Source organism: Paenibacillus urinalis, from assembly GCF_028747985.1.
In the GTDB taxonomy this organism is placed as follows: Bacteria; Bacillota; Bacilli; order Paenibacillales; family Paenibacillaceae; genus Paenibacillus; species Paenibacillus urinalis.
This window is the reverse complement of sequence record NZ_CP118108.1, coordinates 2,146,641-2,173,038: the sequence shown is the minus strand read 5'-3', so window position 1 is coordinate 2,173,038 and position 26,398 is coordinate 2,146,641. Positions and strand designations below refer to the sequence as shown.

Below are 26,398 nucleotides of genomic sequence, written 5' to 3'. Positions count from 1 at the left end.
GAATCGTATTGTGGCTTGCTGGCACCCATATCATAAGTTAGGTCTGAATATTGCACATCATTTACTTGCGTTAATCAGCTCATTAACTTCCTTTGTAATTTCATCGCCGCCGAGCTTCTTCCAGTTGGCAACGAAATTATCAAATTCATCGATTGGCAGATTACCATATATAATTTTGAGGAAGGTTTCTGCTCTGAGCTTATCAAGTGTTGCTGATTTGGTGTTCATCGTTTTGGTTGGTGCATAGATGAACTCATTCATGACAATCAGATCGTTATCTCGATAGTACTTAATGACACCTTGCGAGCTCTCAGGTCCGAAGATCCGTTCCATATGCCATTTATCCAGGTTACCGGAACGATAATCCATAATATCATCATAGAACAGCTTCGCCTCAAGACCAAGTCCTGATGTATCCCCTGACTCCAGTGCCTTTTCAACCTCATCCTGAGCTTGCACGTTCTTGTTGGCAGGAAGATTTGATACGGTTGCATTCTGGAAGCCGAGTCCTGTCATACCATTTAGATAGTCCGCACGCTCTGTCTCCGCCGCTTCTCCAAACATTTTTTCGGCTTGGAAGTTCAGCAGCTTAATCAGTGCTTCTGGATGCTCATAGCCTTTACGTACAGCGAATATACCGCCGAGCGTCAGATGGTTCTGAGTCTTGGCCGGCTGATCATCAATGGATTGGACCGGATATGGAAGCCAATCCACATTAGGATCATTCTTAATCATCCCGCTGACTTGGAATGGCGCCCATTGCGGCAGGAAGAACATGCCTGACTTCCCTGCATTGACGTCCTCCATCATTTTCGCGAAATCCTTCACACCAAATTCGGGATCAATGACGCCATCCTTATACAACCTTTGGAGCTCTTGAAGACCTTCTTTGACTTCAGGCTGGATTGTACCATTCACAACTTGTCCGGATTCATCCTTAATCCATGTTTCAAGATATCCATGGTATCCAAGCAAGAATCCATTGATCGGCAGATCCTTGTTGAGTGCAATACCGAAAGTATCTTGTTTGCCGTTTCCATCAGGATCTTTAAAGGTGAAGGCCTCTGCAATTTCGATCACGTCCTGCATGGATTGTGGTGCATCAAGGCCTACATTCTTAAGCCAATCTTGACGAATCCAGATCATATCCGAGGAATCCAGGGAGCCTGGAAAGCTCACCATCGCATAGATCTTTCCATCCTTTGTTACAGGCTTCAGGCCTGCTCCGTCCTCCGCTGACAGAAACTCTTTAACGAGATCGGAAGCATATTTGTCATAGACCTCAGTTAAATCTTCCAGCATGCCCGCTTCATGCAATTGTTCAAATTGCACTGCGCTCACTTTCAGGACATCCGGCAAATCACCGCTGGCAAGCGTAACATTCATCTTGTCATTATAATTGGCATCCGCTACCACCCAGTCATAAGTAACCTCAATGCCGAGCTCATCCTTATATCCTCTAAGCCAAATATTATCCGTGTGACTGTCGCCTTCAGCTAATGTTTCTTTGCCTGTCTCGTTCATCGTGGATCTCAGCTTAATTGGCGGGTCATATTTAGTAAGCGGACCTCCTGCATCCTGCTGCGGTGTCGTTGGTGTTGATTCTGCTTCTGTACTTCCTGATCCGGATGAACAAGCAGCCAGCGCTGCTGAAAGTACGACAGACATTGATAACATCGTTATTCTCTTAAATGATATTCCCATGCTAATCCCCCTTTATTTCCTCCCCTGAGGTATATACACATCGTACTAAGAAAGCGCTGACATGAGCGAGTGGTACCTCTTTACATACGGTATCTTTTATTTACCATTTAGGGTTGGATCAGTTTTTTTGATCTCGATATTCTTGTGGGGTGCAGCCGATCGCCTTCTTGAAGAATCGATAAAAATAATGCTGGTCGCTAAATCCCACCTTGGCTGATATCTCGTGCATTTTATATGTTGACCCTAGAAGCAGCTCCTTGCTGCGCTCGACTCTTTTTTCATAGATATAGTCTGATATGCCTTTCCCCGTAATTCGCTTATACCACCTCGATAAGTATGAAGGGTTTAACGACACTTCCTGGGCAATCCGAGTAAGCGAGAGATCATCCTCCAGATGATTTTTAATATAAGCGTGGACAGCAATCAATATTTGAGATTGGTCTGTAATACGACTGTCACTTCTCTTGGAAACGATCCACTCGAATGCGGACTGGTAAAATCTCACGATATCCGGCCAGCGGGTCTGTATATTAAAATGGAGCATTTGAGACAGATCAATCTCTGTCAGGGCCACTTCATACAAGCCGAGCTCCTGCAGAACTTCCAGCAAGCAGCTTCCTGCAGCAGTGTATATTCTCAATCGAACAAACGGATCTTCAAGTCCCTCAGATGCTGTCTCTGTCCATTTGCGAAAGGATTCACTCCAATCCTTATCTCTCGTCGTCACCCTCTGTTTAATCTGCTCTAAATGAAGGGAGGCGACAGCCAGCTTGTTCATCAGCAGCGGCGTGTGATTGACTTCATTATGAATGTCAACACGAAGCAGCTTCTCCATGCCTTGACCCGGTCCCTCCATAGCGGATAATCGAAGCCGGGCGATGACCTGACTAAGCTTTACCCAGTTCACAGGCTGCTCACTGACCATGACCGATACAGAAATGTTAAGACAATTCGCAATAGACTGCTGTACGGTTTCGAGCGTTCCATGCACAAATCGCAGCGTTCGCATCCACTTTTCGTCCGGCATCGGCTTTAGCACGCTATCTTTCATTTGTACAAAACAGGCGATGACCTGATGATCCAGGTCAATGGCTCTCACACGGGTCTTGTCCTGTAAATATTCCTCAGCAATATTCGCCGCTGCATATCGAATCAAACTTCGATCTGAGCTTGTTTCATAGTTGTTCCATTCCTCCACACGAATAATAATGGGCAGCACCCATTCTGTAGAATCAAAAGGAAGCTGAATCGCATCAAACTCATCCTGTAAACTGCTGGAATCCAGATTCTCATCTCGCTGTATAATGTCAATTAATAATTGCCTATGGAGCTGGGGCAAAGCCCGCGGAAGCTTGTTACGAAACCAGCTGGTCTGGTAACGAAAGTCGTTCTCCTCCTCAATTTGCTGAATAGCCCGGTCTACTGCCTTGCGAATCTGACTCATTCCTTCTGTCTTTAGCAGGTAATCGACAACGCAAGGGTTGCGAATCGCTTGGTGAGCATATTCAAACTCATTGTGACCTGTCAGCAATATGATCTTACAGCGCGGCCAGCGCTCCATAATCTCTTGGATGAGAGCCATTCCATCCATTTCAGGCATACAAATATCGCTGAGCACAATATCAATCTTGACCATGTTCAGCCAGTCCATTGCTTCAACAGCAGAATATGCCTTAATGATCTCTAATTCGCTGATTTCTGCCTTCTGAAAATAGGTATACAACCCGTCCAAAATAAGAGGTTCATCATCTACAATAAGCATTCGCTGCATCATCTATCTTCTCCCTTGAATGGTAAGTTGAACGTAACTCGCAGACCTCCCATAGGGCTGCGGCTCACGCTAAGTCCGTAATCATTGCCGAATTGAATGCGTAATCTTTCGTGGACATTGATGAGTCCCGTTATTTCTTCACCATCATGCCGATGTGCTGCATGGGATAATTTCCCAGATAATGTGCTCAAGGTCTCATCTGTCAGAGCCTCTCCATTATCCTCAACGCAAATTTGTAGCTGGTTCTCATCATTCATATATGATATTTTCAGCACCCCTCCCTGGATCCGTTTAGACAAGGCGTGCTCGTATGCATTCTCGATTACAGGCTGGATTATGACTCTCGGGACCGTCACACTTCTAAATTGATGTTCGATATCAGAGATAATGGCCGTAACTCTCGAACCGAATCGGATATTTTGAATGGCCAGGTATACAAGCGCATGATCAATCTCTTCCCCCAGCGATACCTCCGGCTTGGAATCTCGCGTCATATAGCGGAAATACTGTCCCAAATAATCTGTAAATTCCTGAATCAGCTCAACGTTCTCGACCTCTGCCATTTGCTTGATATTAAAGAAGCTGTTATACAAAAAATGCGGCTTAATCTGCGACTGGAGGTGCTTGAGTTCCGCTTCACTCGTCCGAATTCGGGCAACATAGTTTTCTTCAATCAGAATATGTAAGCGTTTTAGCATATCATTAAATCGAGAATACAAATATCCAAATTCATCTCGCCTGGAATGTGGAATGTGAATACCCGTCTGCCCCTGCTCTGCCGTCTTAAATCCGCCGATCAGTACCGACAACGGCTTATGAATGGATTTATACACGGAGAAGGAGAAGATAAATATGATGACAATGGACAGTATCGTTAGAACCCACAGCCACAGCGTATATTTTTCCATAGGTGCTCTAAGAACTTGATGTGGAATGCTAGCTGTTAGAGTAAAGTAATGTTCACGATCAAACAGGGAGTAATGAAATGATTCCTCTGTATCATATCGTGTAACGTTCTGGGCAGGCTGTGATGCATCCAGGGTGTGTAAGCTCTGTTTAAGAGCAACCGGCTGATTCGAGGATGAGATGATCACCTGATTGCGCTGTCCGAAGGACAGTGTGATCTCACTTCCTCCAGTTTCGGAAAACTCTTGAAGCCGGCGTTTCAGTTCAGGGCTGGAGAGCCGAATGCCGAGTAAGAAATTGGGAGCTTCCTCACGATTCATGTTATAAGGATTGCTGCGAAGGAGGTATAGCTCCTCCCCAACATGAGATAAAGCGCCATGTAGATTCCCCATAGAATCGATGAGGTTCTTCCACTCCGCGTCCTCCACATTTCGAATGCCGTCGACTGCGCTGACTCTCTTATGCAGAGCCGGCACATAATAGACAACATCGCTGATATAAGGACTTGTTTCTTTGATTTGACTCAGCTTGTTATGGATATTATTCAGATTCGAGGTAACTTCATAACTGTTCATGATCGGTATACGTGTACTCAGGGTGGACATCGAGTCGTCAAAGGTATATTCGTTCACCAGCCCGGTCATCCGCTGCAGCTCAAACTCAAGATGACTATGGTAGAAATGGAGCTTGGACTCGTGTGCCCGCTCCACTTCAGCTTGCATTTGTGCAGAACTGGACATGGTAATCATGATGCTGATGAAATATAACGGTAAAAAAACGAGTACAAACGCACCCATCAGCTTCACCACGATTGATTTTGATTTCCACATTGCGAAAAACCTTCTCAAGGTAACATCTACTCCTCTCCTAACGCAAAAAAGAGCCGGAAAACGGCCCCTTTACTGCTAACTGCTGCTCCCTGATGGAATCTTACCCTTTTACGCTTCCTACAACAAGACCATGTACAAAATAACGCTGCAGGAACGGATAAATAAGCAGTATCGGAATGACGGACAAGAAGATTTGAGATGCTTGTGTTGTGCGGTCTGATATCTGATTCAGTAGTGCTGCATCTTCAAAGGTCATACTGTCTGTGGAGATCGTCTGTACTTGCTGAAGCATGGACTGAAGATATGTTGCAAGCGGATAATGATCCGGACTCTTCATATAGATCATACCGTCAAACCACGCATTCCAGTGACCAACCAGTGCAAACAGTGTTACTGTGGCGATGCTTGGCAAGGAGATCGGCAGATATACACTCCAGAGTGTCCGCAGATGACCCGCACCGTCCCTCCATGATGCTTCTTCCAACTCTTTGGGCAGTCCCCGGAAGAAATTCAGCATCAGCAATACGTTAAAGATCGGCACTGCTCCCGGGAGAATTAGAGCCCATATGGAATCCAGCAGACCCGCTTCTTTGACAATAAGGTATCCAGGAATTAATCCGCCGCTAAACAGCATGGTAAAAACGAATATCCAGGCGTATACCGTTCTTGAACGAAATTTATCTGCTTCCTTGGACAAGGGATAAGCTACAAGAATCGTACAGACGAGATTCACCAGAACCCCCAGCACGACTCGCAGCAGGCTTGTGCCGAAGGAGTTAAGAAACTGCTTGTGCTCCAATATATATTGATAGGAGGACAGTGTGAAATCAACAGGCCAGAAGGTCACGCTCCCTGCTTTTACCGCTTCGCTTGAGCTGAAGGAGATCGCCAGGATGTTTACAATCGGAAATAAACAGAGAAGAGCAAGAATGGTTAAGATGACGTAATTAAATATGATGAAACATCGATAGGCTTTGGTCGTATGATGCATGTTGTAAGCCTCCTTCCTAAAAAATCCGATAATTCGCAAACCGATAAGCCAAATAATATCCGAGTCCGATAAAGACGAACGAAACGACTGATTTGATAAGACCCAGTGCAGTAGATACTGAATACTGTGCGTCCTGAAGACCGATCCGGTAGATCATCGTATCCAGAATGTCTCCTGATTCATATACAAGTGGATTATACAAGTTGAAGACCTGATCAAAACCTCCGTTAAGAACATTTCCGAGGCTCAGTGTCACCATCAGAATGACAATCGGGCGAATCCCCGGAAGTGTAATGTGCCAGGTCTGCTTCCATCGTCCGGCACCGTCAATAACAGAAGCCTCGTATAAGGAATGATCTATGCTTGTTAATGCGGCCAAATAGATGATCGTTCCAAACCCGAATTCCTTCCATTGATCCGTAATAACTAATATGTATGGAAACCACTCATTACTAGCAAGAAATTGAATCGGGTCAATGCCGACGGCTTTAAGAGCCATGTTGACGATTCCGCTGCTGGGTGACAATACATCGACGATAATACTGGCCAGTATTACCCATGAGAAGAAATGCGGCATGTAGATGATGGTTTGAATGGTTCGTTTGAATCCAGTTCTTCTCACCTCATTTAGAAGCAAAGCTACAAGGACAGGGACAACAAGTCCTGCAACTATTTTCATGACCGAGATAAACACCGTATTCCATACCACTTGACCGAAGCCTGGCAAATCAAACAAATACCTGAAATTATCGAGACCCACCCAGTTCATATTTTTGAAGCCTGCGATTGGAGAGAAATTTTGAAATGCAATAACAAGCCCTGCCATCGGGATATAGCTAAAAACAAAGACAAGAATAAGTCCCGGCAGGATCATAAGATGAAGCGGGATGTTTCGAATAAATTGCTTGATGTTCATACGCATATGCCGTCTCCTCCTTCAAGTTGATTATAGGAGTATGCACTAGCGCTTTTATAGTGGAGGGTGTTGACATCAGGTATCTTTTGTTGACTTCCTACTATCTGAAGCACAAAAAAAAAGAACCCTCACTGAAGAAGGGTCCTTCGGATGACCAATCTAATCTAACTGATAAAAACAGACTTCCTGCGCTTCATTACTTCCTCAGTTCTGGCCGCCATTTCGATGCGTATCATGAATAACTCAAGCAAATGCTCTCTTGTGTTCTCTTCCTTACAGCTGTTTAATTTATGAAGGATAAAACGATCAATGGACGTTGACATAGGTAACAGCCTCCTATTCTTTATTCCTCAGTCCGGCTTGACTGTATCTCCCGCTATTGATCCGGTACACCAGAATTAACCATAAATTGTCATTTCAAAACAGCTGTAATCCCCTTTTTCACAAAATATTTTACTCATCCCCGTGTAGTTTACGAATGAGAACAAAGGCTGACAAATCCCGCCATTTTATTCATTTAAAACGCAGTAACTCATCGAGGTTATCCCATCCATATGCAATTTCGGTATAGTCTTCTCCTCCAATTTGAACGAGTTTATCTCCAGAAGGAATCCCGTGCCATTTCTCATAAAATGCTCGATATCGATTATCCTCAAGTGCCCATAGAAACATAGAACTATGCCCTTGTTCCCGCAAAAATAACGCGATAGATTGCAATAATAGCAATCCAATTCCCTGGCTGCGATGGCTGTCTAATATGTATATCGCGTATAATTCACCTTCATAGGGGAAACTAAGGGTTCGGCTCGGTCCCCCACTCGCAAATCCAACGATGTCCCCTTCCTTCGTCTCAGCTACATACACTGCTGTTTGATCAAGTGCGGGACCCAGCTGTCTCTGCCAATTCATCGTCCTCTGTTCCACGGATAACCCGGCTAGGACCTCTTCCTTGATAATTCCCTTATATGCTGTTCGCCAGCTGTCCACATGTACCCTAGCAATGGCCGCTGCGTCTTCGAATACAGCTTGTCTAATGATCATTTTTCATTCCTCCTGAACGAATTTCATGCTCAGGGTAGTCGCCATAGAGCGAATACCCTCTGTCACATCACCCTACGGTCTTATGGTCACTCTTGTGCCAACAGGAACTTTGCTCTCCAGATCAAGCACATCCTGATTGTACATTCTAATACATCCATGGGACACATTCTGTCCAATTGAGGAAGGGTTATTGGTCCCATGAATTCCATAATGAGCTTTGGACAAACCCATCCAAAAAGCCCCGAATGGCCCTCCCGGATTGGGCTGCTTGTTGACAATTGTAAATTCTCCAACCGGTGTCTGTGTAACCATTGCACCAATCGCAACGGGATAAGCTCGAACGACAACATCATGATCAAGCAGATACAGCTGATGATCAGACAGATCAACAATAATTCGATAATTTGGCATGTGCATTCCTCCTATTTCATCCTATGCACTGCCGAATGGATAAGCGCAGCCTTAATCTTCTATTTCTTTACTCCAGCCGCCTTTTTTGTCACGAGTCGTACTATGCTTCGCATTTCTAGTGCTCTTTTTTGCAGCTACAGCCTCTTTTTTGACTTGAAATTGAATTTCTCGCAGCATCTTGTGATAATTTTCCAGCCGCTTCGTCTCCAGCTCTCCGGTTTGAATTGCAACCCTCACGGCACAGCCGACCTCCTTTAGATGCTGACAATCAGTGAATCGACATTGCTGTGCGAGCTGTTCAATATCCTCAAAGGTACGGGAGATGCCCTCGCCATCATCCCAGATCGACAAGGCCCTCATACCCGGAGTATCAATCAGAATACCTCCTTGCGGGAGTCTAAACATTTCCCTGTGCGTCGTTGTGTGTCTTCCTCTGCTATCTTCCTCCCGGACCTCTTGAGTCATCTGATGACTTTCACCTGTAAGCCAGTTAATCATGGTTGATTTTCCACTGCCTGAGGAGCCGACCAGCGCAACCGTCTTACCGGAGCCTGTGTAGACTTCCAAGGCTTCTTTCCCTAATTCATAATGAGCGGATACAGGAATGACGGGTACGCCGGGAGCAATGGCTTCCGTTTCTGTCAGATAGGAAGAGAGATCCTCGCATAGATCACTTTTGCTCAGTACAATGACAGGATTAACCCCACTATTCCAAGCCATAATCAGATACCGCTCCAGCCTTCTTGAATTGTAATCTCCGTTAAGAGCACACACGATAAATAAGGTATCGACGTTGGCAGCAATAATTTGTTCTTTGGTTTCAAAGCCCGCGGCCTGTCTGGAGATCACGCTGTTTCGTTCAAGCACACCATGAATCAGAGCATCGTCATCATCACCATATGTTTTTACGATGACCCAATCACCCACACCTGGCTTACTCCCCTCGCTAAATAGGGCTCTAGCCTTTCCTGACAAGCTTCCGAACTTATTCCCTTCCGCTGTTAAGATGCCGTACTTCTGTCCGTAGTCTGTTGTAATTCGAGCAGGCCGGAGTGTTTCTTTCTCAGCATGATTGAATGTGCTCATCACGTCTTCCCACTTCTGGTCCCATGATGCAGTCCAGCCAAATTCAATTAACTCTGTTCTCTGGATCTTATTCTTCAAATGTTCTACCTCCATTAATTGGGTGTTCTATACCTCATACAGGTCTCCCGAAGCAAACAAAAAAACCGCAGGATATATCCCTGCGGCATGATCCTCCAAATTCAAGCTGAACATCTCTCAACATAAGAATCAGGAGTAACACATAAAAAATCCGCACAGGATATACTCCCATACGGATCTTCATCATCTGATGAATTGACAGCTCTTCCATAGAAGACAGCTGAAACAATTAAATCTAAGATGATTGTTGTCCGATCGGGAGACGATAGTTACAAGCAACAACATTTACATTCATCAATAGGTTACTCATAGATATCGCCTCCTTCATCATTTTTCCATATATTACAGGATGGTACATTGTTATGTCAAACCTATTATTTGACGTTCTCCCATTTCGTCCACATCTCTGTCGGATTAACCTCGTATATTTCTTCCTCCCTATACATGAAATCATGCATAATAAATTCTCTGCGGATCGTGGCATAATCTTCATGATATTGTTTGATAAATTCATTAATTTCTTTCTCCTGATACTTTCTTCCCTTATCCAGCTGCTCTACAAGATGCTGAAGTACAATAAGCTTCTTTTTGTATTGAGCCGGAATGGATCTGAGCTTGCCTTCCTTCGTAAAGAAATTTTTCATAACTGAATCCTTCAATTTCTGCTTACTGTCTGTTTCCACCATCTGGCTCTCTCCCTTAAATATGAAATGTAGTGATGCTTCTGCGTGCTCCTTAATGAGATAAGGATACAGCGTAAAATAGATCGTATTCTTATCTCTTCGCTCCTTAATAAGTCCTGCTTCTCTCAGCTTTGCTGCATGATGCGTTACTGTAGGCTGGGATAGATTTAATTTATCTGCGAGCATTTGTCCATTCATTTCTCCTTGAGATAATAACAGCATCATTCGCATCCGATTGGGATCGGCGAGTGCCTTGTGGTAATTCACAATCTTATCGAGCTGCATAAATGTCCTCCATCTCACTTCTTAGTCCGAATCCATTTAACTTAATTTGATAATTATAACATTTGATATTCATCTAATTAGATAATATTCTTATAATTTTCGATTGTCAACCCGAACAAAGAACGGTTTCGAATTACTGGTATTCATCGGCAGAATACGATACGATAATAAATACTTGAAAAACATGATTGGGCAGAAAAGGGAGATGAAATGTAGCATGTTGAAAGACGTCATCATCATCGGAGGAGGACCTTGCGGTTTATCTGCAGCCATCGAATGCGGTAAACAGGGACTATCCTCTGTCATTATTGAAAAATACAATGTGGTGCAGTCGATCTACTTGTATCCAACGAATATGCAGTTTTTCAGTACGGCTGCATTGCTAGAAATCGGAGATATTCCGTTCAGTACACCAAATGATAAGCCATATCGATATGAAGCTCTAGCTTATTACCGCAAAGTAGCAGCACACTATAACCTGGAAATTTCACTGTATGAAGAAGCTTATGAGATCCGTCCTCTGGAAGAGGAAGGGTTCCGTGTAAGCTCCAAAAATAGAACTGGCGAGACGGTCTATTACGAAGGGAAAAATGTGGTTGTCGCCACAGGATATTTCGACCATCCTAATTATCTTGGCATACCTGGAGAACATTTAGACAAAGTCACCCATTACTTTCGTGAGGCCCATCCTTATACTAAGACCAAGGTCACCATTATTGGAGGAAGTAATTCTGCCGTAGATGCGGCGATGGAGCTGGCTCGTGTAGATGCAGAGATCGATATGGTATACCGTGGACATAGCATTTCCGAACACATCAAGCCATGGGTTCGTCCTTTATTTGAAGGCTTGGTCTCCAAAGGCAGAATTAAACTGCATCTCGGATCAAGGGTCACTGAGATTCTTGAAGATCGTGTCATTGTCACTCCTAATGAAGGGGTGGATTTTGAGCTGCCTAACGATTTCGTATTAGCGATGACAGGATTCAGACCGGATCGAAAGCTCCTCACCTCAGTAGGCGTATCCATGTCCGATGATCTGGATAAACCACTGTATAATTCGGAAACAATGGAAAGTAGTGTTCCTGGAATTTATGTAGCAGGCGTCATTGCTTCCGGCCGAAATGCGAATGAAGTGTTTATTGAATCAGGCAGATGGCATGGAAGATTAATCGCCGAGCATATTAAAGGGAAAATGGGATCTTAACGGTGTAGGGAGATGAACAAAATGGATATGACATCCCTATTATTACTTGGATTTGCCGCTCTTGGCATCATTAGTAACAACACGCCAATTACGATTGCCGTTGTCGTGCTGCTGCTGATTCGGATTACGGGAGCTCAGCAGGCTTTTCCATGGCTTGAGAAATACGGGTTAACTGTCGGGATTATTATACTGACAATCGGAGTCATGGCTCCACTGGCAAGTGGTAAGATTAGCATCGATACCCTTCTATCCTCATTCATGCATTGGAAATCACTTGCCGCCATTGCTGTTGGGATGCTCGTAGCTTATCTTGGAGGTCGAGGTGCCACCTTAATGAGTGGTCAGCCCACTGTCGTGGCCGGACTGCTGATTGGGACTGTTCTCGGTGTAGCCCTATTTAAAGGAGTTCCCGTTGGCCCCTTGATTGCAGCAGGCATCCTCTCTCTACTCATTGGTAAGTCATAACCAAGCAAGGGCCATCCTGCTTCTGTATGAAGTTGACCGCCCTTGCTTTTTTTCGTGTTATAATAGCTGTTTATGGACCCCGATAAACTGTGATATACTCTTATCAATTGTCAAAAAGCAAAATACATAGTTGCAGCAGGAGGATAAGCTATGCCAAGACAACTGGTTACTGAAGCCGTGATGGTCGCAATATATGGTCAGTTGCTGGCGCCTTCAGCGCCTGTAGAATACCTCATCCCTTATACCACGGTCTTGGAATTGTATGAATTGCAATCCAGTACAGAGCCTTTAATGGAGTCTCCCCAGGAAGATCAGCATGTGAAACAGAAAATCGGCGAACTTATTTCTTATTATGAGGAACCTTTTAATAGAAAAAAAATAAGCAAGGCACTTCAAGTACCCTGGGCAAAAAGCGCTTCAATCCCGTTAGATGATCATGTCTCGATCATCATTGTTGGAGCTATGGACACTGCTCAGTACGGAGAGTTTTTTGACCCGATTGAAACAGAGCTGCTACTCACCGCCCAGCGGTTTCAACAGCCACTCCTCACAGATCAGGTTGAATGGATTGGCCGTATCATTGAAGCTGGAGTACCTGTACAAGTGTATGATATCGAGGATTTTGAATTCGCCCTGGAAAATAATGATTTTACAACAGGCCCAGCGTAGTATGTGGAACGACGCAGATCAATTAGAGCCGCATGTAGCGGCTCTTTTCTATGTCAGCTTATCCTTATTAAATTTGCACAAAAAAACAGCCCCTCCCTGGGAGAAGCTGTTCTTTAGTTCAATTCAGTTAGATCTAAATAATCGGATAGTACACGGGCGGTCACAGGAGAAAGCTCAGGTATTTCATTTAATGCAAAAAATCGCATGGGTCCTTCTTGCATTGAACTATAGTTTAATTCCGAATACAGAATTCCTTGAGCTCTAAAGAGGCCGATCACATAATACTCCTCGTCCCCGGAAGGATATTCTCGCTTGAAATCAGGTCCAGAGAGAAGCCTTTCAAATATCATGACTTCGGCAGTCAGCCCCGTCTCCTCCCATAGCTCACGATATGCCGTATCCTCCAGCATTTCACCAGGCTTCATTACACCTAAGGGCATATACCATAGACCATCATCTGCGCGCTCTTGGAGCAAAATATGGCCTTGATCATTTACTACGGCTATTGCCGCCTTCACCGTAATCATCGATTTGTTCGCAACATATTGGGCCATATCTTTTTTGGCAGAAGTCACCTCATCGTCCCCTCCCTTAAAGGCATAAACGCTGTAAACCATCCAATTTACTTCATAATGCGTTATTCAGTTTCATAACGGTATATAATATCGTCTTCTGCTTCAATATATCCCACATCCAGACGATGTCCTTTCAGATACCAATGATCGTGCTCTTCCATAAAGAATAAAATACCGGACACCTCTGTACTCTCCACCGGATACTCTGGCTGTTCGACTGAAATACCGAGTGAGAAGCCCGGATGAAGCCCGCCGCCCGAACTATAACGGGCATAGAAGCGAATGGCTTCGCCATCTTTGACACCCAGCTCTTTTTTGTACCAGTTAGCGGCTGATTCCGTCACATGAATGCTCATTTAAAAGGTCAACTCCTCATCGTTTTGTGTCTATATTATCATATCGTCCTTGGGCTCAGATTACAAATGACAGATCTGTAGTTAGGAGCTGTCAGACTTTATCTGAAACACCCAAATTGTGAAAAAAGTTTGACAGATATTTAGTCCAGTGGTAATATCCTCTCATACGATTCCTAACGAATTCAATTCCAAATGAAAGGGTGACTCTAATGATTAATCTGAATGATTACGCACTACAGCTCAGACAACTTCATATAGAGCAGCCAGGTAGATGGAAGATAATTCACACGTTTTAAAATGTTTATTTGAATACACTTCTACATGAATTCACCCGCAGTTCTGCTCACGCACGTGACTTTGCTGCGTATGAACCTGATAAATAATGAGGCATACCGTTTGCGAAAGCGGTGTGCCTTTTTTGTCGCTTCAATCGGTATTTTCACTGCTAGAAGAAGAATCGTGTCACATTCTCAGATAGGAAAGGAAGGGATTTACTTGTTCGCTGTATTAAAAAATTTAGGCTGGTATTTCAAGCAAGAACGAAGGCGATATGCAGTCGGTATGCTTCTGCTTATTCTCGTTGGTGTCTTAGAACTCGTTCCTCCAAGAGTACTCGGCATTGCCGTCGACGACATCGTTACTGGCTCAATTACTTGGTCTTCTCTCCTCACTTATATTTTCTTTATTCTCGGCATGCTGTTGATCATCTACCTCATTACATATGTATGGATGCACAAGTTGTTTGGCGGGGCCAATCTTGTGGAGAAGCTCCTGCGTTCAAAATATATGGGGCACCTGCTTCGAATGACGCCGCCATTCTTCGAGCGGAATCGTACGGGTGACTTGATGGCGAAGGCGACGAATGATCTTCGTTCTGTCGCCATGACCGCAGGCTTCGGGATGCTGACACTGACAGACTCCACTGCATATCTCGCCACAGTACTATTAGCGATGGGATTCCTTGTGAGCTGGAAATTGACATTAGCTGCAGTTCTGCCTCTGCCTTTTATCGCCATTGCCATGATGATATACGGTAAGAAAGTGCATGAACGATATACGCTAGCACAGGATGCATTTGGAGATATGAATGACCAGGTTCTTGAATCCGTGGCTGGCGTTCGAGTTATTCGCGCTTATGTACAGGAACGTCACGATGAAGAACGTTTTAACGATATTACTGATGACGTTTACCGCAAGAATCTCGCGGTCGCCAAGCTCGATGCTTTCTTTGAGCCGACCATTCGCTTGTTTGTTGGACTCAGTTATATTATCGGTCTTGGATATGGTACTTATCTTGTATTTCAGAATGAGATTACGCTTGGGGATCTCGTATCCTTCAATATGTATTTAGGGATGATGATCTGGCCAATGTTTGCCATTGGTGAACTCATCAATATTATGCAGCGAGGCAACGCCTCTCTTGACCGGGTAAACGAGACACTGTATGTAAAACCTGACGTCGAGGATGCAGAACAGCCTGTTCAAGTGAATAAGCCTGATCGCATCGAAATGAAGCAGTTAACTTTCCGCTATCCTACTTCAACGGTAGACAATTTGACCAATATCAATATTAAGATCAAACAAGGACAGACCCTCGGGGTTGTCGGGCGTACAGGAAGCGGCAAATCGACCCTGCTAAAGCAAATTTTGCATGAGTATCCTTCTGGATCAGGGGAGCTGCTCATCGGCGGGGCTTCCATTGATGACATAACCAAAGATCAGCTGCACAGCTGGATCGGCTACGTTCCCCAAGAGCAAATTCTGTTCTCCAAAACGGTAAGAGAGAACATACAGTTCGGTAAACCGGGAGCAGCAGATAATGTCATTATGGAGGCCATTCGAACTGCTGCATTTGATGGTGACCTTGGCACATTATCAGATGGGCTGGATACATTAGTTGGTGAAAAAGGTATCGCTCTATCCGGCGGACAGAAGCAGCGTGTATCTCTCGCCAGAGCTTTTATATCTGACCCGGATATTCTAATTCTCGATGATGCCTTATCTGCGGTCGATGCCAGAACAGAAGCTCGAATTATTGAGAATATCCGCGATAAACGCGAGAGCAAAACAACATTAATCTCAACCCACCGCCTATCTGCGATAGAGCATGCGGACTATATCATTGTTCTAGATCAAGGCATCATTACTGAACAAGGTACACATGATGAATTGATTCAGCAGAACGGCTGGTACCGCGAGCAATATGAACGACAGCAAGTCGAATCCAATTTAGAAGGTTAAGGAGGTGTGCCAATCCAATGAAAAAAAGCACCGCTAAACGATTATATGAATATGCACTAAAATCAAAAGGGACATTTATCGCGGCTCTAATCATGCTCGCTATTGGTGTTGCAGCTGATCTGGCCGGCCCATTCATCGCCAAGAACATGATTGACAATCACGTTCTCGCCATTGAAAAGCCTTATTATGAAGCGGCTCCCGGCGACGAATCTGTCTTGTATAATGATCAATATTTTAAACGCGGTGATCGATTTGAAGCGGGTGAGGCCCGTGGGGACGAAATTCGTGTGCTCCAGAGCGGACGCACCTTCTACCTGATCGATGAACCTGTCACCATTGAAGGAGGAGAGCGTTCTTACTCCAACGGTGAGATGACTATAACAAGAGGCGATCAGACGGCAACATACCAGGCCACTCCGCTTCGTGCCAGTGAGCTGTTCGCTTTTTACAAACCCGAGCTGCCTGGAATCTACAAACTGATTGGACTGTACTTTGTATTCCTGATCGTTGCCATCGTCATGGAATTCGGGAAGACCTACTGGCTGCAATCCTCAGCGAACAAGGTCATACAAGCTCTGCGCAGGGATGTTTATGCACATATACAAAGGCTTCCGGTTCATTTTTTTGATAATCTGCCGGCAGGTAAAGTCGTTTCTCGAATAACGAACGATACAGAAGCCGTCAAAGATTTATTTGTCGCTGTTCTCTCCAACTTCTTCTCAGGGATTATCAACATGATTGGAGTTTACATTGCCCTGTTTATCCTGGATGTAAGGCTCGGTCTTATTTCTTTGTTTGTTGTTCCGCTCCTTATTGCCTGGATTGTGCTATACCGGAAATTTGCTACAAAATACAATACGGTGATCCGCTCCCGCTTGAGTGAGATCAATGCGATGATCAACGAATCCATCCAAGGCATGTCCATCATCCGTGTGTTCCGTCGCCAGAAGAAAACATATGAGGAATTTGAAGCATTAAACGAAGACTATATGAAGCATCAGAACAAAATGCTGAATCTGAACGCCTTCACTTCCCACAACCTGGTTAACGTTCTTCGTAATCTGGCCTTTGCCATCATTCTGCTCTATTTCGGTGCAGGCTCCATTGACGGCACAAGCATTATTTCACTGGGTGTTTTATATGCATTTGTCGATGTTCTCGGACGTCTCTTCCAGCCGATTACAGGTATGGTCAATCAACTCGCAAACCTCGATTCCTCCATGGTATCCGCAGGCCGTGTATTTGAGCTCATGGATGAAAAAGGCGAGGATGTCACCGACGGTTCAATGCCGAGATATCTTGGAAATGTAGAATTCAAGGACGTATCCTTTGCTTACAAGCGAGACTATGTGCTTAAAAATATTTCCTTCGAAGCAAAGCAAGGGCAAACCGTTGCCCTGGTCGGTCACACTGGCTCCGGCAAGAGCTCAATCATTAACCTGCTGTTCCGGTTCTATGATCCGCAGAAAGGCACAATCACCATAGACGGCAAGAATGTACAAGAGCTTCCCAAACAATGGCTGCGTGAGCACATGGGGATCGTACTTCAGGACCCTTATCTCTTTACAGGCACGATTGCCTCCAACGTCAGTCTTGGGGATAAAAAAATAGCAAGGGAAACCGTCGTCAAAGCCCTCCGGGATGTAGGCGCAGAGCAGCTGCTCGCTCATTTGCCTCAAGGGTTTGATGAACCGGTTGTTGAGAAAGGAAGCACCCTGTCTGCGGGGCAGCGTCAGTTGATATCTTTTGCCAGGGCGCTTGCCTATGATCCGGCGATCCTAATTCTCGATGAAGCAACAGCGAATATTGATACTGAAACCGAAGCCATTATTCAAGAGGCACTTGAGGTATTGAAAAAAGGAAGAACAACCTTCATCATTGCGCACCGTCTATCAACGATCCGCAATGCAGATCAGATTCTGGTTCTGCATAAAGGAGAAATTGTGGAAAGCGGCTCACATGACGAGCTCATGGAGAAGGGCGGCCGGTACTATCAAATGTATCAGCTGCAGCATGGCACTGGAGCATCTGAAACGACTGCGAATACACACAGTATCGCAGGAGTATTGGGTAATGCTTAAGAAGCCGATGCTTTCGGTTCAGAAAAATCGTAAATAACACAACAAAAATAACTCTCTTGCGAAATATCGCAAGAGAGTTATTTTATCCACTGAATGACTCGATATCCCATCAGCAAAAACGTTTCTCTCATTAAGAAAGGAACCTTTGTACGAAGACTCTGATATCTTGAATTCGGCGTTGGAGAGGATATCACATCCATCCCAAGCTGTTCAGCAATGACCACGGCACGCTTCATATGCAGTGGATCACTTACCAGCGTGTAGGTACTGATGAGCTGAGCATCTCCCAGCTTTTTTGCTTGAATCAAATTTGTTTCTGTAATGCGTGAGACATCCTCTATGTAGATATCCTCAGGTGCTACTCCATGTTGAATTGCGTATCTTCGACCTACTTCAGATTCCGCAGGGGCGTCCTTCTCACTTCTACCACCTGTAAATATCATCGTATCCGCATCGCCGGTTTGATATAAATGAATGGCATGATCAATTCGGGATTGAAACACAGGTGAAGGTGAATGGCCATAAACCGCTGCACCGAGTACAACCGCTGTATCGCCGTGACGCCGATGGTCCTCATGACTGTAAGAGACAATCTCCCACATTGTCATGCACATCCAGACAAATAAGATTCCTGTTATTAGGACACAAGCGTATCGTATGGTTCTCCATTTGTTACTCCTGTGTGTTCGAATCTTCATCGCTCGGATCTTGATCGATCTCCTCTTCCTCCAGCTCAAGGGAATTTAGCAATTCCCTCGTGTAATATAACAGCTTCTGCTCCAGATTCTGAGCCTGATCCTTAAATTCTATCAGCTCTTCAATCATCTGGCTGCGGCCTTCACTGCTGAATGTCTCCAGAATGCGTTCCTTGAAATAATCATGCACAATGTAATTCCGTTTCTTCCAAATATTATTAAGAAGGGCGCTTTCCTCTTCTGTAAAAGCGAAATTGTGCTGTATTTCATTAACCAGCTGTCCGAGGGAGTTCCCTAATTTCTTATAGTATAAAGAAGTTAACTCTTCCTCGGGGCTGACCTTTCCTTGCGTGAGCTTCATAAGCACCAGCAAATTGACGAGTTGTTGTTCTAAAGCCTGTGAGTAATATACCGCCAAACCGTAATAAGAGAACAATTCTTTAGAATGCTCACTATCCAGCAGCCGATGCTCCTGCATACCTTGTCTCTCCTTTTTGCTTTCTTACATTTATGTTACTCGGAAAGCTGTGGAAAGATCAACCAAAATCTATCATACTTGGTCAAATAACGTTCTTTTCTTGGATTGGAATGGTAATTGAGATGTTCGTTCCTATGCCGGGACGGCTGTAGATGGATACGCCATACTCATCTCCGAAGGACAACTGAATTCGCCTGTGCACATTAAGAATGCCATAGCCCTTCTGTCGTTCATCCCGCGATTGCAGCAGCTGGGCAGCGTATGTCTCCTTCATGCCGACGCCATCATCGATAATCTGAAGCAGAATATGCTCATCCTTTAATTCGCCAATGACTCGAATATAGATTCGATCGCCAACCCACGCATGCTCCAGTGCATTTTCGATGAACGGCTGGATGATCAGCTTAATTGTATTAAACTTTAAAATTTCGGGATCAATACAATAGTCCACATCAAGTCGATCTCCATACTTCACTTTTTGAATATCCAGGTATGCCTTCACCTGATCAAGCTCATCATGAATCGTGATAATCGTTCTTCCATCATTTAAGGTCAATCTGTAGAATTTGGCCAGATTCATAATCATCTGATGCTGCTGCTCTACACGGCCAAACTTCGCTAAACGGCTAATCGACGACAATGTATTATACAAAAAATGAGGGTTAATCTGAGCCTGTAACGATTCCAATTCTGCTTGCTTTTTCTTAAGATTGGTCTCGTATACTTCTTCAATTAAACGTTCAGTTTGCTCCCCCATTCGATTCAGTGCATCTGCAATAATGGCAAATTCATCATTACCTTTGTATGCTATCCTCTTGTGAAAATCACCTTGCTGGAACATCGTAAGTACAGAGATGACTTTGGCAAACCTTCTGGAGAAAAAGCGGGAAATATATCCGGCTACCGCACTGATAAGAACAACGAATAACAGGCTGATAAACAAAGTCATTTGATTGACCTTTTGCACACCAATCTCAAGCAAATCCTGCGGAACATAAGCATTAATCGTCCATCCCAGCTCCGGCAGCTGTTCCGTAATAAGCAGGTGACCCGATCTGCTCTCAATGGGCTGTCTGCTGTGCTTCTCTGTTTGGATCTCCCCGGAGGAATACATCGTGCTGCCTCCTTGGTCAACCACTTGGAGCAGACTTCCCGGTCCAATTTTTTGGTAATCAAGACTTGCAAACAGCTCGGAGAGATAGACACTGCCGCGTACAAAACCGATCTCCTTCAGATCAAGAGGGTTCATCGTGTTCACAAGACGCCGAAGAAGTGAGATTCTTCCGAATTTACTATCATCGTCTACCTGTGTCCAAGTCTGCGTCTTACCGTATTGTTCTTTGGGAAAATCCTTATACCATTCTTCATTCTGTATGCGGCTGATATGATATACATCAAAATACTGCTGTTTAACCCGCAGCAAATCGATATCACCAGAGTCATAATAAATTTCTGGAAGATTATCATCTTTTAAATATATAGACAACCATAATTTCTGATTGGTGGATTCGACCGCTTGTCTGAATTTGGGCAGAAGAATCGTCGATGTCGTCTCATAGCTGATCCACCCTTCTTCATAACGCATTAAATTTAGGGCCAGTGTTTCGTCATAATAGAGCATATCTGCAATTCTTCCTGTATCTTCGAGCTTATACCTTACATTATCCCTCATCTGGGACAAGGTGCCTTGCAGGTTATTTCTCGTTTGAGTCAGCATGGATTCTACTAATATTGCATTCGCAGTGTAACCGAGGATTGCGACAGGAAGGATGATAAGTATTAAATATGAAATGAGCAGCTTCCAACCAAATGGAAGAAATTTCGGCTTATGATTGTACATATATAAAGCCCCGTTCTATATTATGCTTTTCTGCGATACTCTACTGGGGTCATTCCATAGGTTTCTTTAAACTGCTTGCTGAAATAAGGCATATACCTGTAGCCTACTCGATCTGCTACTTCATAGACCTTGATCTTTGGATCTTTGAGGAGATGACATGCCTTTTCCATCCTTAAATTCACGATGTACTCGTTATAGCTCTTTCCGGTCTCTTCCTTAAATATGGCTCCCAGGTAATTAGGCGAGAAGCTTAACTCATCTGCAACCTCACGCAGGGTAACATTTAAATGAAGATGTGCTTCTACATATTCAATAATCTGGCCGACAATCTTGGTATGTTTTTTTTGCTTCAGCCTCGGATGATTGCTGATGTCAAACAGATCCATGAGATGCTTCGACAGCCAGCTTACTAATTCAGCTAGTGAACCTTTGCTCTTAATTGTCTCCACGTCACGTTCTCCCAGCGGAATAAACCCCTCCGGATAACCAAGCCTCGTCCTTACGTAATGATCGATTTTAATTAATAAAGAAATCACTATAAAATGAAGCTGCGACAGCAGATTAAGTCTGTGTACCGGCTCCAGAAGGCTGCTAATTTGCGTTTGAACCATGTCTTTATCTTGAGCAAGCAGATAGGTAACCAGCAGGTCAAGGGGCTTATCAAAAAACAGCTCCTCACTGTCCACATTAATATGTGAAATGGCAGGATGCTGCTCTGTTACGTTAATACGTCCACCCATAATATGATATTCAATCGTTTGTATCGCGGCCTCACTGAACTTATGGTCGAGCTCGGACCGAAGATATTGCTCATCCAGTTCGCTCGTAATTTGCTTAAGCACGGATACAAGCTCCATATCGTCCATTGGCTTCAGGACGTAACTGTATGCATGAAGTGTCAGCGCTTCCTTCACATACCGAAAATCTTGATAGCCGCTGACAAAAATAAGCTTCAAATCTTTGTTCAACGTTAACGCCGTTCGTGCAAGCTCAATTCCTGACATGCCAGGCATATGTACGTCAGTGACCAGAATGTCGATTGCCTGATTTCTAATGACTTCCAGGGCATCGAAGCCATTGTTCACGGCATCGACAATTTGAATCCCTAAATTATCCCATGGGATAAACCTTAACATCCCCTCAAGATCTAAAATTTCATCGTCAGCTATAAGCACTTGATACATAAGATCACTCCCTGACTTAGAAAATAGAGAAAAAATGATAAACGTGAGCACCGCTCGAATTAGAAACGGTGCACGTTTATCATTATTATACTAGGATGAGCCAGCTTATCGTGAAGAAATTATTGACCACTGATTTGTGCTTTGTTTTCCTGCCACTTTGTCGTCTTGAAGGCCAGGAGCTTGTCATAACCGACAACCATTGCATCCTCCTGAGCCTTATCCAGAATACTCAGCACTTCCTCATCATTTTGTGCGTACAAGGCTTTGGCTCTGGCTTCATTAAATATTTCATTGACTTGCTGCTGGATGATCCCTTCTTCGGATTCTGGAAGCGGAGCTAAGTTAATAAATTCAGTTGCATTGAATTGTGTCTTCCAGGTAATCTCCGATTGATATCTAGTTTCCCAGTTCTGATCTTCGGGTGCAAGAGTTTGCTCAAACTTCATTTTGGAGTTATCGACGAAGACTGTATTTCCGTTCCACTGAAGGTTAACGGTTGCATCCATCATCTTCGATCGACCCTCGACATCCGTTACGAACGCATCCGTGAACAGTGGAGATCCTTCCTCATCAGTTCCATCCCAATAGATTCCTTCTGGTCCCCACATAATAACCCGTTGACCTTCAGGGCCTGTGTACCAATCCAGGAAGGCAAAGATTTTCTCAGGGTCTTTTGCGCCTTTGGTAATTACGCTAACGTTCCAGCCTAGACTGTTATACGTACCCGTCCAAATTTTGTTCTTATCAAGTCCTTCTTTGTGCACTGGCCAGATCATGAAGTAGCCATCATTCGGGTCCTTCTTCTTCAGCTCCGTGTCACCTACCGAACCGTATTCCGTAGGACTTGCCCCTGCGGCAACAGCTACACGTCCTGTATATACTTTTTCCTTCACCTGATCTTTGGTTTGAGTAAGCGCATCCTGTGCCATCAATTTCTCGCGGAAGAGCTTGCTCGCATATTGAGTCGCTTCTCTGAATACAGGGTCCGTGAAGATTGATGTCAATTGATCCCCATCTGGAACCGCTCTATTGCTTACAAATGCGGGTGGGTGATCCTCACCGAATGCACCGTAGAGGACATCCAGACCTTGACCATCGACTGCAAGATCCGGCTCAAAAGGAATAACATTCGGATATTTCTCTTTCACTTGTGCCAGATAATTGTAGAGATCATCCGTTGTCTCAAGCTTAGGCTCACCCAGTTCTGTGTAAATTTTCTGATTCACAATATAACCTGCATTTCCGTTAGGCTGGGAAGTATACCAGTTCGGGAACTGATACAGCTTGCCGTCACTGGAACGAAGCATATTGAGTGTTTCTTCGCCTGCCCATTCTTTCAAATTAGGGTATTTATCAAGATATTCATCAAAAGGAACGAGTGCACCAGCTGCCCGAAGACGCTCTACATCTGCGCCGCGATCAGTCCATATGACATCTGGAAGCTCAGAAGAAGCAATCATCGTATTCAGTTTTTGAGCCGCATTTCCGCCTGAGTTGATAGCCGTGATATCCACTTTTTTGTTTTCCTTAATCCACTTACTGGCCTCGTCACCGCCCCATTGAGGCATCGTATACCAGTCATAGTTACCATAGAAGGAGAAATTCAGCGGTTCTGCACCAAGCTCAAAATTGGTGGAGGTGGTCTCCTCATTCGTTGTTTCAGGCGCTGGCTCTGCTTCCGGCGTATCCGTCGTTCCCCCGTTTCCTCCACCTGAACAGCCCGCAATCCCAATGACAGAAGCAAGGAGTAAAGTCAGTGCACTACTCGTTCGATTCTTTTTGCTATTCCACATCTTCCATAACCCTCCCTTATTTATACGGAAAATTAATCTATGGTCCAAAGTCTGATGACTTTAAACACCTACTCTTTGAGTGAGCCGACCAATACACCCTTAACAAAATACTTTTGTACGAATGGATAAACCATAATGATTGGCAGTGTGGCAACCATCATGGTGGCCATCGATAAGGATTTGGAGGTTACTTCTCTCATTTGAGACATTCTGGATTGAGCTGCCGAGTCCAGCTGTGACATCTGTTCTGTCATAATGTTCGAATTTAATATTTGCTGAAGCATGGATTGAATGGGCAGTAAATTCTCATTATTGATGTAGATGCTCGGCAGGAACCATTCGTTCCAGTGTCCAATTGCGGTAAAGAGCGACAAAGTCGCAATAACAGGCCCCGATAAAGGAAGGACGATCTGAAAGAACGTTCTGAACTGACCGCAGCCATCAATCTGTGCCGATTCCATCAGACCATCCGGAAGTCCCTTGAAAAAAGTCCGGAAGATAATCATGTTCCATACACTGATTAACGATGGAATGATAAACACCCAGAAATTATCCATGAGTCCAAGTGAGCGTACAACCATGAAGGTTGGAATCAGGCCGCCGCTGAAATACATGGTGACTATGAAGAAGACCATATAAAATTTTCTGCCGATCAGCTCACTCTTCGACATCGCAAACGCCAGCAAGGCAGTTAGCAACACCGACAATATTGTCCCAATTACTGTTCTCATGATGGATATGTAGAAGCCATTAAGGATACGGCTGTCCTGAAATACAATGGCATAATTCTCAAGTGTCCATACCCGTGGCCAGAAAGTCACACCCCCTAGAGCTGTATCCAGTCCCTGATTAAAGGAAATGACAAGCGCATTCCAGAATGGATAGAAGGTGGTGAACCCCAGGAGGATCAGAAATGTGTATATAAAGAGCATTAACATTCGATCTCCAAAGCTCCTATATTTCATCTAAATACCTCCTTATTGCGGCAACCGTGCTTGATTTCTACCATAGACTATTCCCCGACTTTCTAGCTGCATAGTTAGCAAGTGTTAATAGCAAGACGCTGACAACTGCTTTGAACATACCTGCTGCTGTAGCGTAGGAGAACCGCTGATTCTCAATCCCTGTCCTGTATACATAGGTATCCAGCACATCGGATACATCACGCAGCACCGGATTACCACCGAGCAGTAATATGTCTTCGAATCCTGCATTCAGCAAATTGCCGATTGCTAGAATGAAGAAGATGATGACTACAGGCATTATGGATGGAATCGTAATATATCGGATTTGCTTCAATCTGCTTGCTCCGTCCATTTGTGCAGCCTCGTACAGATTGGGATTAATTCCGGCAATCGCTGCCAAATATACGATCGAGTTAAACCCGATCTCCTTCCACACATTGACGCTGACGAGAATTCCCCAGAAATATTCTGCGATTCCCAGGAAGCCAATCGGCTCATCAATCAAGTGAAGCTTCTCAAGCAGAATATTCAAGCTCCCGTTATCTGTGGACAGGATCGACATCGCAAAACCAGCAACGATAACCCAGGACAAGAAATGAGGCAGGTAACTAACCGTTTGGATGACTCGTTTAAAAGCCATCTGCCGCACTTCATTCAGCATCAGAGCTAGAATGATCGGTGCTGGAAAACCGATAAACAGCTTAAGCGCACTAATAATGAGCGTGTTTCTCATAATCGTCCAGAAATCAGGTGAAGAAAAAAACATTTCAAAATGCTTGAAGCCAACCCATGGACTCGCCCAGAACCCGTCAAAAATGCTATAGTCCTGAAAAGCCATTAGTACTCCGTACATCGGAATATAGCTGAATATGAATACGAGAATGAGCGCAGGGATGACCATAATCTGTAACTCCCATTGCTTCTTCAATCGAACAGCAAGACCTCTGGATCTTTTGTGCTGTGCCAGTTTTGTATTCGTAGAGATCTCTGACATTGCTCCCCCTCCTCTTGTACTCCATTGTAAAATCTGAGGGATACAGATTCTATATCTGTAATTAACGAAAAATTATAAAAATCAATGATAGTGTAAGAAATAATAACACATTTCTGTCTTAAAATAATAAAAAAGATCTATACTGCCGATATTCAT

The 26,398-nt window shown here is 44.3% G+C and carries 24 protein-coding genes; 5 read left to right on the top strand and 19 right to left on the bottom strand.

Annotated elements, in window-relative coordinates; all coding sequences use genetic code 11:
• Positions 1–57: 57 nt before the first annotated feature.
• The 10 genes from PUW25_RS10130 to PUW25_RS10085 form a co-directional block, all read right to left on the bottom strand.
• Positions 58–1,704: an extracellular solute-binding protein gene (locus PUW25_RS10130; protein WP_047909617.1), complete on the bottom strand. Its 1,647-nt coding sequence runs from the start codon at positions 1,702–1,704 to the stop codon at positions 58–60.
• Between the two features lie 118 nt (positions 1,705–1,822).
• On the bottom strand, positions 1,823–3,478 hold the full coding sequence (locus PUW25_RS10125; RefSeq protein WP_274336972.1) for a response regulator transcription factor: 1,656 nt from the start codon (positions 3,476–3,478) through the stop codon (positions 1,823–1,825).
• Complete coding sequence (locus PUW25_RS10120) at positions 3,475–5,211, bottom strand: sensor histidine kinase (protein ID WP_047909619.1); 1,737 nt, start codon at positions 5,209–5,211, stop codon at positions 3,475–3,477. The genes PUW25_RS10125 and PUW25_RS10120 overlap by 4 nt, the downstream gene beginning before the upstream one ends.
• Before the next feature lie 100 nt (positions 5,212–5,311).
• Positions 5,312–6,202 (bottom strand): carbohydrate ABC transporter permease, encoded by an 891-nt coding sequence (locus tag PUW25_RS10115; protein WP_047909620.1) that lies wholly within the window; start codon positions 6,200–6,202, stop codon positions 5,312–5,314.
• 16 nt (positions 6,203–6,218) lie between these two features.
• The gene (locus PUW25_RS10110) at positions 6,219–7,124 is read right to left on the bottom strand and encodes an ABC transporter permease (protein WP_047909621.1); all 906 of its coding nucleotides are present in this window, start codon (positions 7,122–7,124) and stop codon (positions 6,219–6,221) included.
• Positions 7,125–7,282: 158 nt separating this feature from the next.
• Entirely contained in the window at positions 7,283–7,441 is a 159-nt protein-coding gene (locus PUW25_RS10105) for a hypothetical protein (RefSeq protein ID WP_193745964.1), read from the bottom strand.
• A 190-nt stretch (positions 7,442–7,631) separates the two neighbouring features.
• Complete coding sequence (locus PUW25_RS10100) at positions 7,632–8,159, bottom strand: GNAT family N-acetyltransferase (RefSeq protein WP_047909622.1); 528 nt, start codon at positions 8,157–8,159, stop codon at positions 7,632–7,634.
• Between the two features lie 72 nt (positions 8,160–8,231).
• A complete protein-coding gene (locus PUW25_RS10095; RefSeq protein WP_047909623.1) occupies positions 8,232–8,570 on the bottom strand; it encodes a L,D-transpeptidase in 339 nt (112 codons plus the stop codon).
• 51 nt (positions 8,571–8,621) lie between these two features.
• Positions 8,622–9,656: a ribosome small subunit-dependent GTPase A gene (gene rsgA / locus PUW25_RS10090; RefSeq protein ID WP_047910192.1), complete on the bottom strand. Its 1,035-nt coding sequence runs from the start codon at positions 9,654–9,656 to the stop codon at positions 8,622–8,624.
• Between the two features lie 452 nt (positions 9,657–10,108).
• The gene (locus tag PUW25_RS10085; RefSeq protein WP_047909624.1) at positions 10,109–10,702 is read right to left on the bottom strand and encodes a DUF2087 domain-containing protein; all 594 of its coding nucleotides are present in this window, start codon (positions 10,700–10,702) and stop codon (positions 10,109–10,111) included.
• A gap of 220 nt (positions 10,703–10,922) precedes the next feature.
• Between PUW25_RS10085 and PUW25_RS10080 the strand changes: the two genes are divergently transcribed.
• From PUW25_RS10080 to PUW25_RS10070, 3 genes are all read left to right on the top strand, one after another.
• Positions 10,923–11,906, top strand: a complete 984-nt coding sequence (locus PUW25_RS10080) for a YpdA family putative bacillithiol disulfide reductase (RefSeq protein ID WP_047910193.1) — start codon at positions 10,923–10,925, stop codon at positions 11,904–11,906.
• Between the two features lie 21 nt (positions 11,907–11,927).
• Positions 11,928–12,371 (top strand): DUF441 domain-containing protein, encoded by a 444-nt coding sequence (locus PUW25_RS10075; RefSeq protein WP_047909625.1) that lies wholly within the window; start codon positions 11,928–11,930, stop codon positions 12,369–12,371.
• A gap of 150 nt (positions 12,372–12,521) precedes the next feature.
• Entirely contained in the window at positions 12,522–13,040 is a 519-nt protein-coding gene (locus tag PUW25_RS10070) for a hypothetical protein (protein WP_047909626.1), read from the top strand.
• A gap of 113 nt (positions 13,041–13,153) precedes the next feature.
• On the opposite strand, the gene PUW25_RS10065 is transcribed toward PUW25_RS10070, so the two are convergent.
• Positions 13,154–13,615 (bottom strand): NUDIX domain-containing protein, encoded by a 462-nt coding sequence (locus PUW25_RS10065; RefSeq protein WP_047909627.1) that lies wholly within the window; start codon positions 13,613–13,615, stop codon positions 13,154–13,156.
• A 62-nt stretch (positions 13,616–13,677) separates the two neighbouring features.
• Entirely contained in the window at positions 13,678–13,971 is a 294-nt protein-coding gene (locus PUW25_RS10060) for a HesB/YadR/YfhF family protein (RefSeq protein ID WP_047909628.1), read from the bottom strand.
• 495 nt (positions 13,972–14,466) lie between these two features.
• Here PUW25_RS10060 and PUW25_RS10055 point away from each other — a divergent pair, with 495 nt between their 5' ends.
• Positions 14,467–16,212 carry an ABC transporter ATP-binding protein gene (locus tag PUW25_RS10055; RefSeq protein ID WP_047909629.1) on the top strand — a complete coding sequence of 582 codons (1,746 nt, stop codon included), beginning with the start codon at positions 14,467–14,469 and terminating at the stop codon, positions 16,210–16,212.
• 17 nt (positions 16,213–16,229) lie between these two features.
• Entirely contained in the window at positions 16,230–18,293 is a 2,064-nt protein-coding gene (locus tag PUW25_RS10050; protein WP_274336971.1) for an ABC transporter ATP-binding protein, read from the top strand.
• A gap of 77 nt (positions 18,294–18,370) precedes the next feature.
• Here PUW25_RS10050 and PUW25_RS10045 read toward each other — a convergent pair whose 3' ends face one another.
• The 7 genes from PUW25_RS10045 to PUW25_RS10015 all read right to left on the bottom strand — a co-directional run bounded on the left by PUW25_RS10045 (position 18,371) and on the right by PUW25_RS10015 (position 26,149).
• Positions 18,371–18,895 (bottom strand): YdcF family protein, encoded by a 525-nt coding sequence (locus PUW25_RS10045; RefSeq protein WP_052511644.1) that lies wholly within the window; start codon positions 18,893–18,895, stop codon positions 18,371–18,373.
• Positions 18,896–18,965: 70 nt separating this feature from the next.
• Complete coding sequence (locus PUW25_RS10040) at positions 18,966–19,466, bottom strand: hypothetical protein (RefSeq protein WP_047909631.1); 501 nt, start codon at positions 19,464–19,466, stop codon at positions 18,966–18,968.
• 82 nt (positions 19,467–19,548) lie between these two features.
• Positions 19,549–21,306 carry a sensor histidine kinase gene (locus PUW25_RS10035; RefSeq protein ID WP_047909632.1) on the bottom strand — a complete coding sequence of 586 codons (1,758 nt, stop codon included), beginning with the start codon at positions 21,304–21,306 and terminating at the stop codon, positions 19,549–19,551.
• Positions 21,307–21,326: 20 nt separating this feature from the next.
• On the bottom strand, positions 21,327–22,490 hold the full coding sequence (locus PUW25_RS10030; RefSeq protein ID WP_052511646.1) for a response regulator transcription factor: 1,164 nt from the start codon (positions 22,488–22,490) through the stop codon (positions 21,327–21,329).
• Positions 22,491–22,609: 119 nt separating this feature from the next.
• Positions 22,610–24,283 (bottom strand): extracellular solute-binding protein, encoded by a 1,674-nt coding sequence (locus tag PUW25_RS10025; protein ID WP_047909633.1) that lies wholly within the window; start codon positions 24,281–24,283, stop codon positions 22,610–22,612.
• Positions 24,284–24,351: 68 nt separating this feature from the next.
• On the bottom strand, positions 24,352–25,248 hold the full coding sequence (locus tag PUW25_RS10020; RefSeq protein WP_047909634.1) for a carbohydrate ABC transporter permease: 897 nt from the start codon (positions 25,246–25,248) through the stop codon (positions 24,352–24,354).
• Between the two features lie 37 nt (positions 25,249–25,285).
• A complete protein-coding gene (locus tag PUW25_RS10015; protein WP_370510309.1) occupies positions 25,286–26,149 on the bottom strand; it encodes an ABC transporter permease in 864 nt (287 codons plus the stop codon).
• Between the last annotated feature and the right edge of the window lie 249 nt (positions 26,150–26,398).

Excerpts from the sequence above, each read along its gene's own strand:
- PUW25_RS10130 (WP_047909617.1), bottom strand. The coding sequence starts at position 1,704 with ATGGGAATATCATTTAAGAGAATAACGATGTTATCAATGTCTGTCGTA.
- PUW25_RS10125 (WP_274336972.1), bottom strand. The coding sequence starts at position 3,478 with ATGATGCAGCGAATGCTTATTGTAGATGATGAACCTCTTATTTTGGAC.
- PUW25_RS10120 (WP_047909619.1), bottom strand. The coding sequence starts at position 5,211 with ATGTGGAAATCAAAATCAATCGTGGTGAAGCTGATGGGTGCGTTTGTA.
- PUW25_RS10115 (WP_047909620.1), bottom strand. The coding sequence starts at position 6,202 with ATGCATCATACGACCAAAGCCTATCGATGTTTCATCATATTTAATTAC.
- PUW25_RS10110 (WP_047909621.1), bottom strand. The coding sequence starts at position 7,124 with ATGCGTATGAACATCAAGCAATTTATTCGAAACATCCCGCTTCATCTT.
- PUW25_RS10105 (WP_193745964.1), bottom strand. The coding sequence starts at position 7,441 with ATGTCAACGTCCATTGATCGTTTTATCCTTCATAAATTAAACAGCTGT.
- PUW25_RS10100 (WP_047909622.1), bottom strand. The coding sequence starts at position 8,159 with ATGATCATTAGACAAGCTGTATTCGAAGACGCAGCGGCCATTGCTAGG.
- PUW25_RS10095 (WP_047909623.1), bottom strand. The coding sequence starts at position 8,570 with ATGCCAAATTATCGAATTATTGTTGATCTGTCTGATCATCAGCTGTAT.
- rsgA (WP_047910192.1), bottom strand. The coding sequence starts at position 9,656 with ATGAGCACATTCAATCATGCTGAGAAAGAAACACTCCGGCCTGCTCGA.
- PUW25_RS10085 (WP_047909624.1), bottom strand. The coding sequence starts at position 10,702 with ATGCAGCTCGATAAGATTGTGAATTACCACAAGGCACTCGCCGATCCC.
- PUW25_RS10075 (WP_047909625.1), top strand. The coding sequence starts at position 11,928 with ATGGATATGACATCCCTATTATTACTTGGATTTGCCGCTCTTGGCATC.
- PUW25_RS10070 (WP_047909626.1), top strand. The coding sequence starts at position 12,522 with ATGCCAAGACAACTGGTTACTGAAGCCGTGATGGTCGCAATATATGGT.
- PUW25_RS10060 (WP_047909628.1), bottom strand. The coding sequence starts at position 13,971 with ATGAGCATTCATGTGACGGAATCAGCCGCTAACTGGTACAAAAAAGAG.
- PUW25_RS10050 (WP_274336971.1), top strand. The coding sequence starts at position 16,230 with ATGAAAAAAAGCACCGCTAAACGATTATATGAATATGCACTAAAATCA.
- PUW25_RS10045 (WP_052511644.1), bottom strand. The coding sequence starts at position 18,895 with ATGTGGGAGATTGTCTCTTACAGTCATGAGGACCATCGGCGTCACGGC.
- PUW25_RS10040 (WP_047909631.1), bottom strand. The coding sequence starts at position 19,466 with ATGCAGGAGCATCGGCTGCTGGATAGTGAGCATTCTAAAGAATTGTTC.
- PUW25_RS10035 (WP_047909632.1), bottom strand. The coding sequence starts at position 21,306 with ATGTACAATCATAAGCCGAAATTTCTTCCATTTGGTTGGAAGCTGCTC.
- PUW25_RS10030 (WP_052511646.1), bottom strand. The coding sequence starts at position 22,490 with ATGTATCAAGTGCTTATAGCTGACGATGAAATTTTAGATCTTGAGGGG.
- PUW25_RS10025 (WP_047909633.1), bottom strand. The coding sequence starts at position 24,283 with ATGTGGAATAGCAAAAAGAATCGAACGAGTAGTGCACTGACTTTACTC.
- PUW25_RS10020 (WP_047909634.1), bottom strand. The coding sequence starts at position 25,248 with ATGAAATATAGGAGCTTTGGAGATCGAATGTTAATGCTCTTTATATAC.
- PUW25_RS10015 (WP_370510309.1), bottom strand. The coding sequence starts at position 26,149 with ATGGTCATCCCTGCGCTCATTCTCGTATTCATATTCAGCTATATTCCG.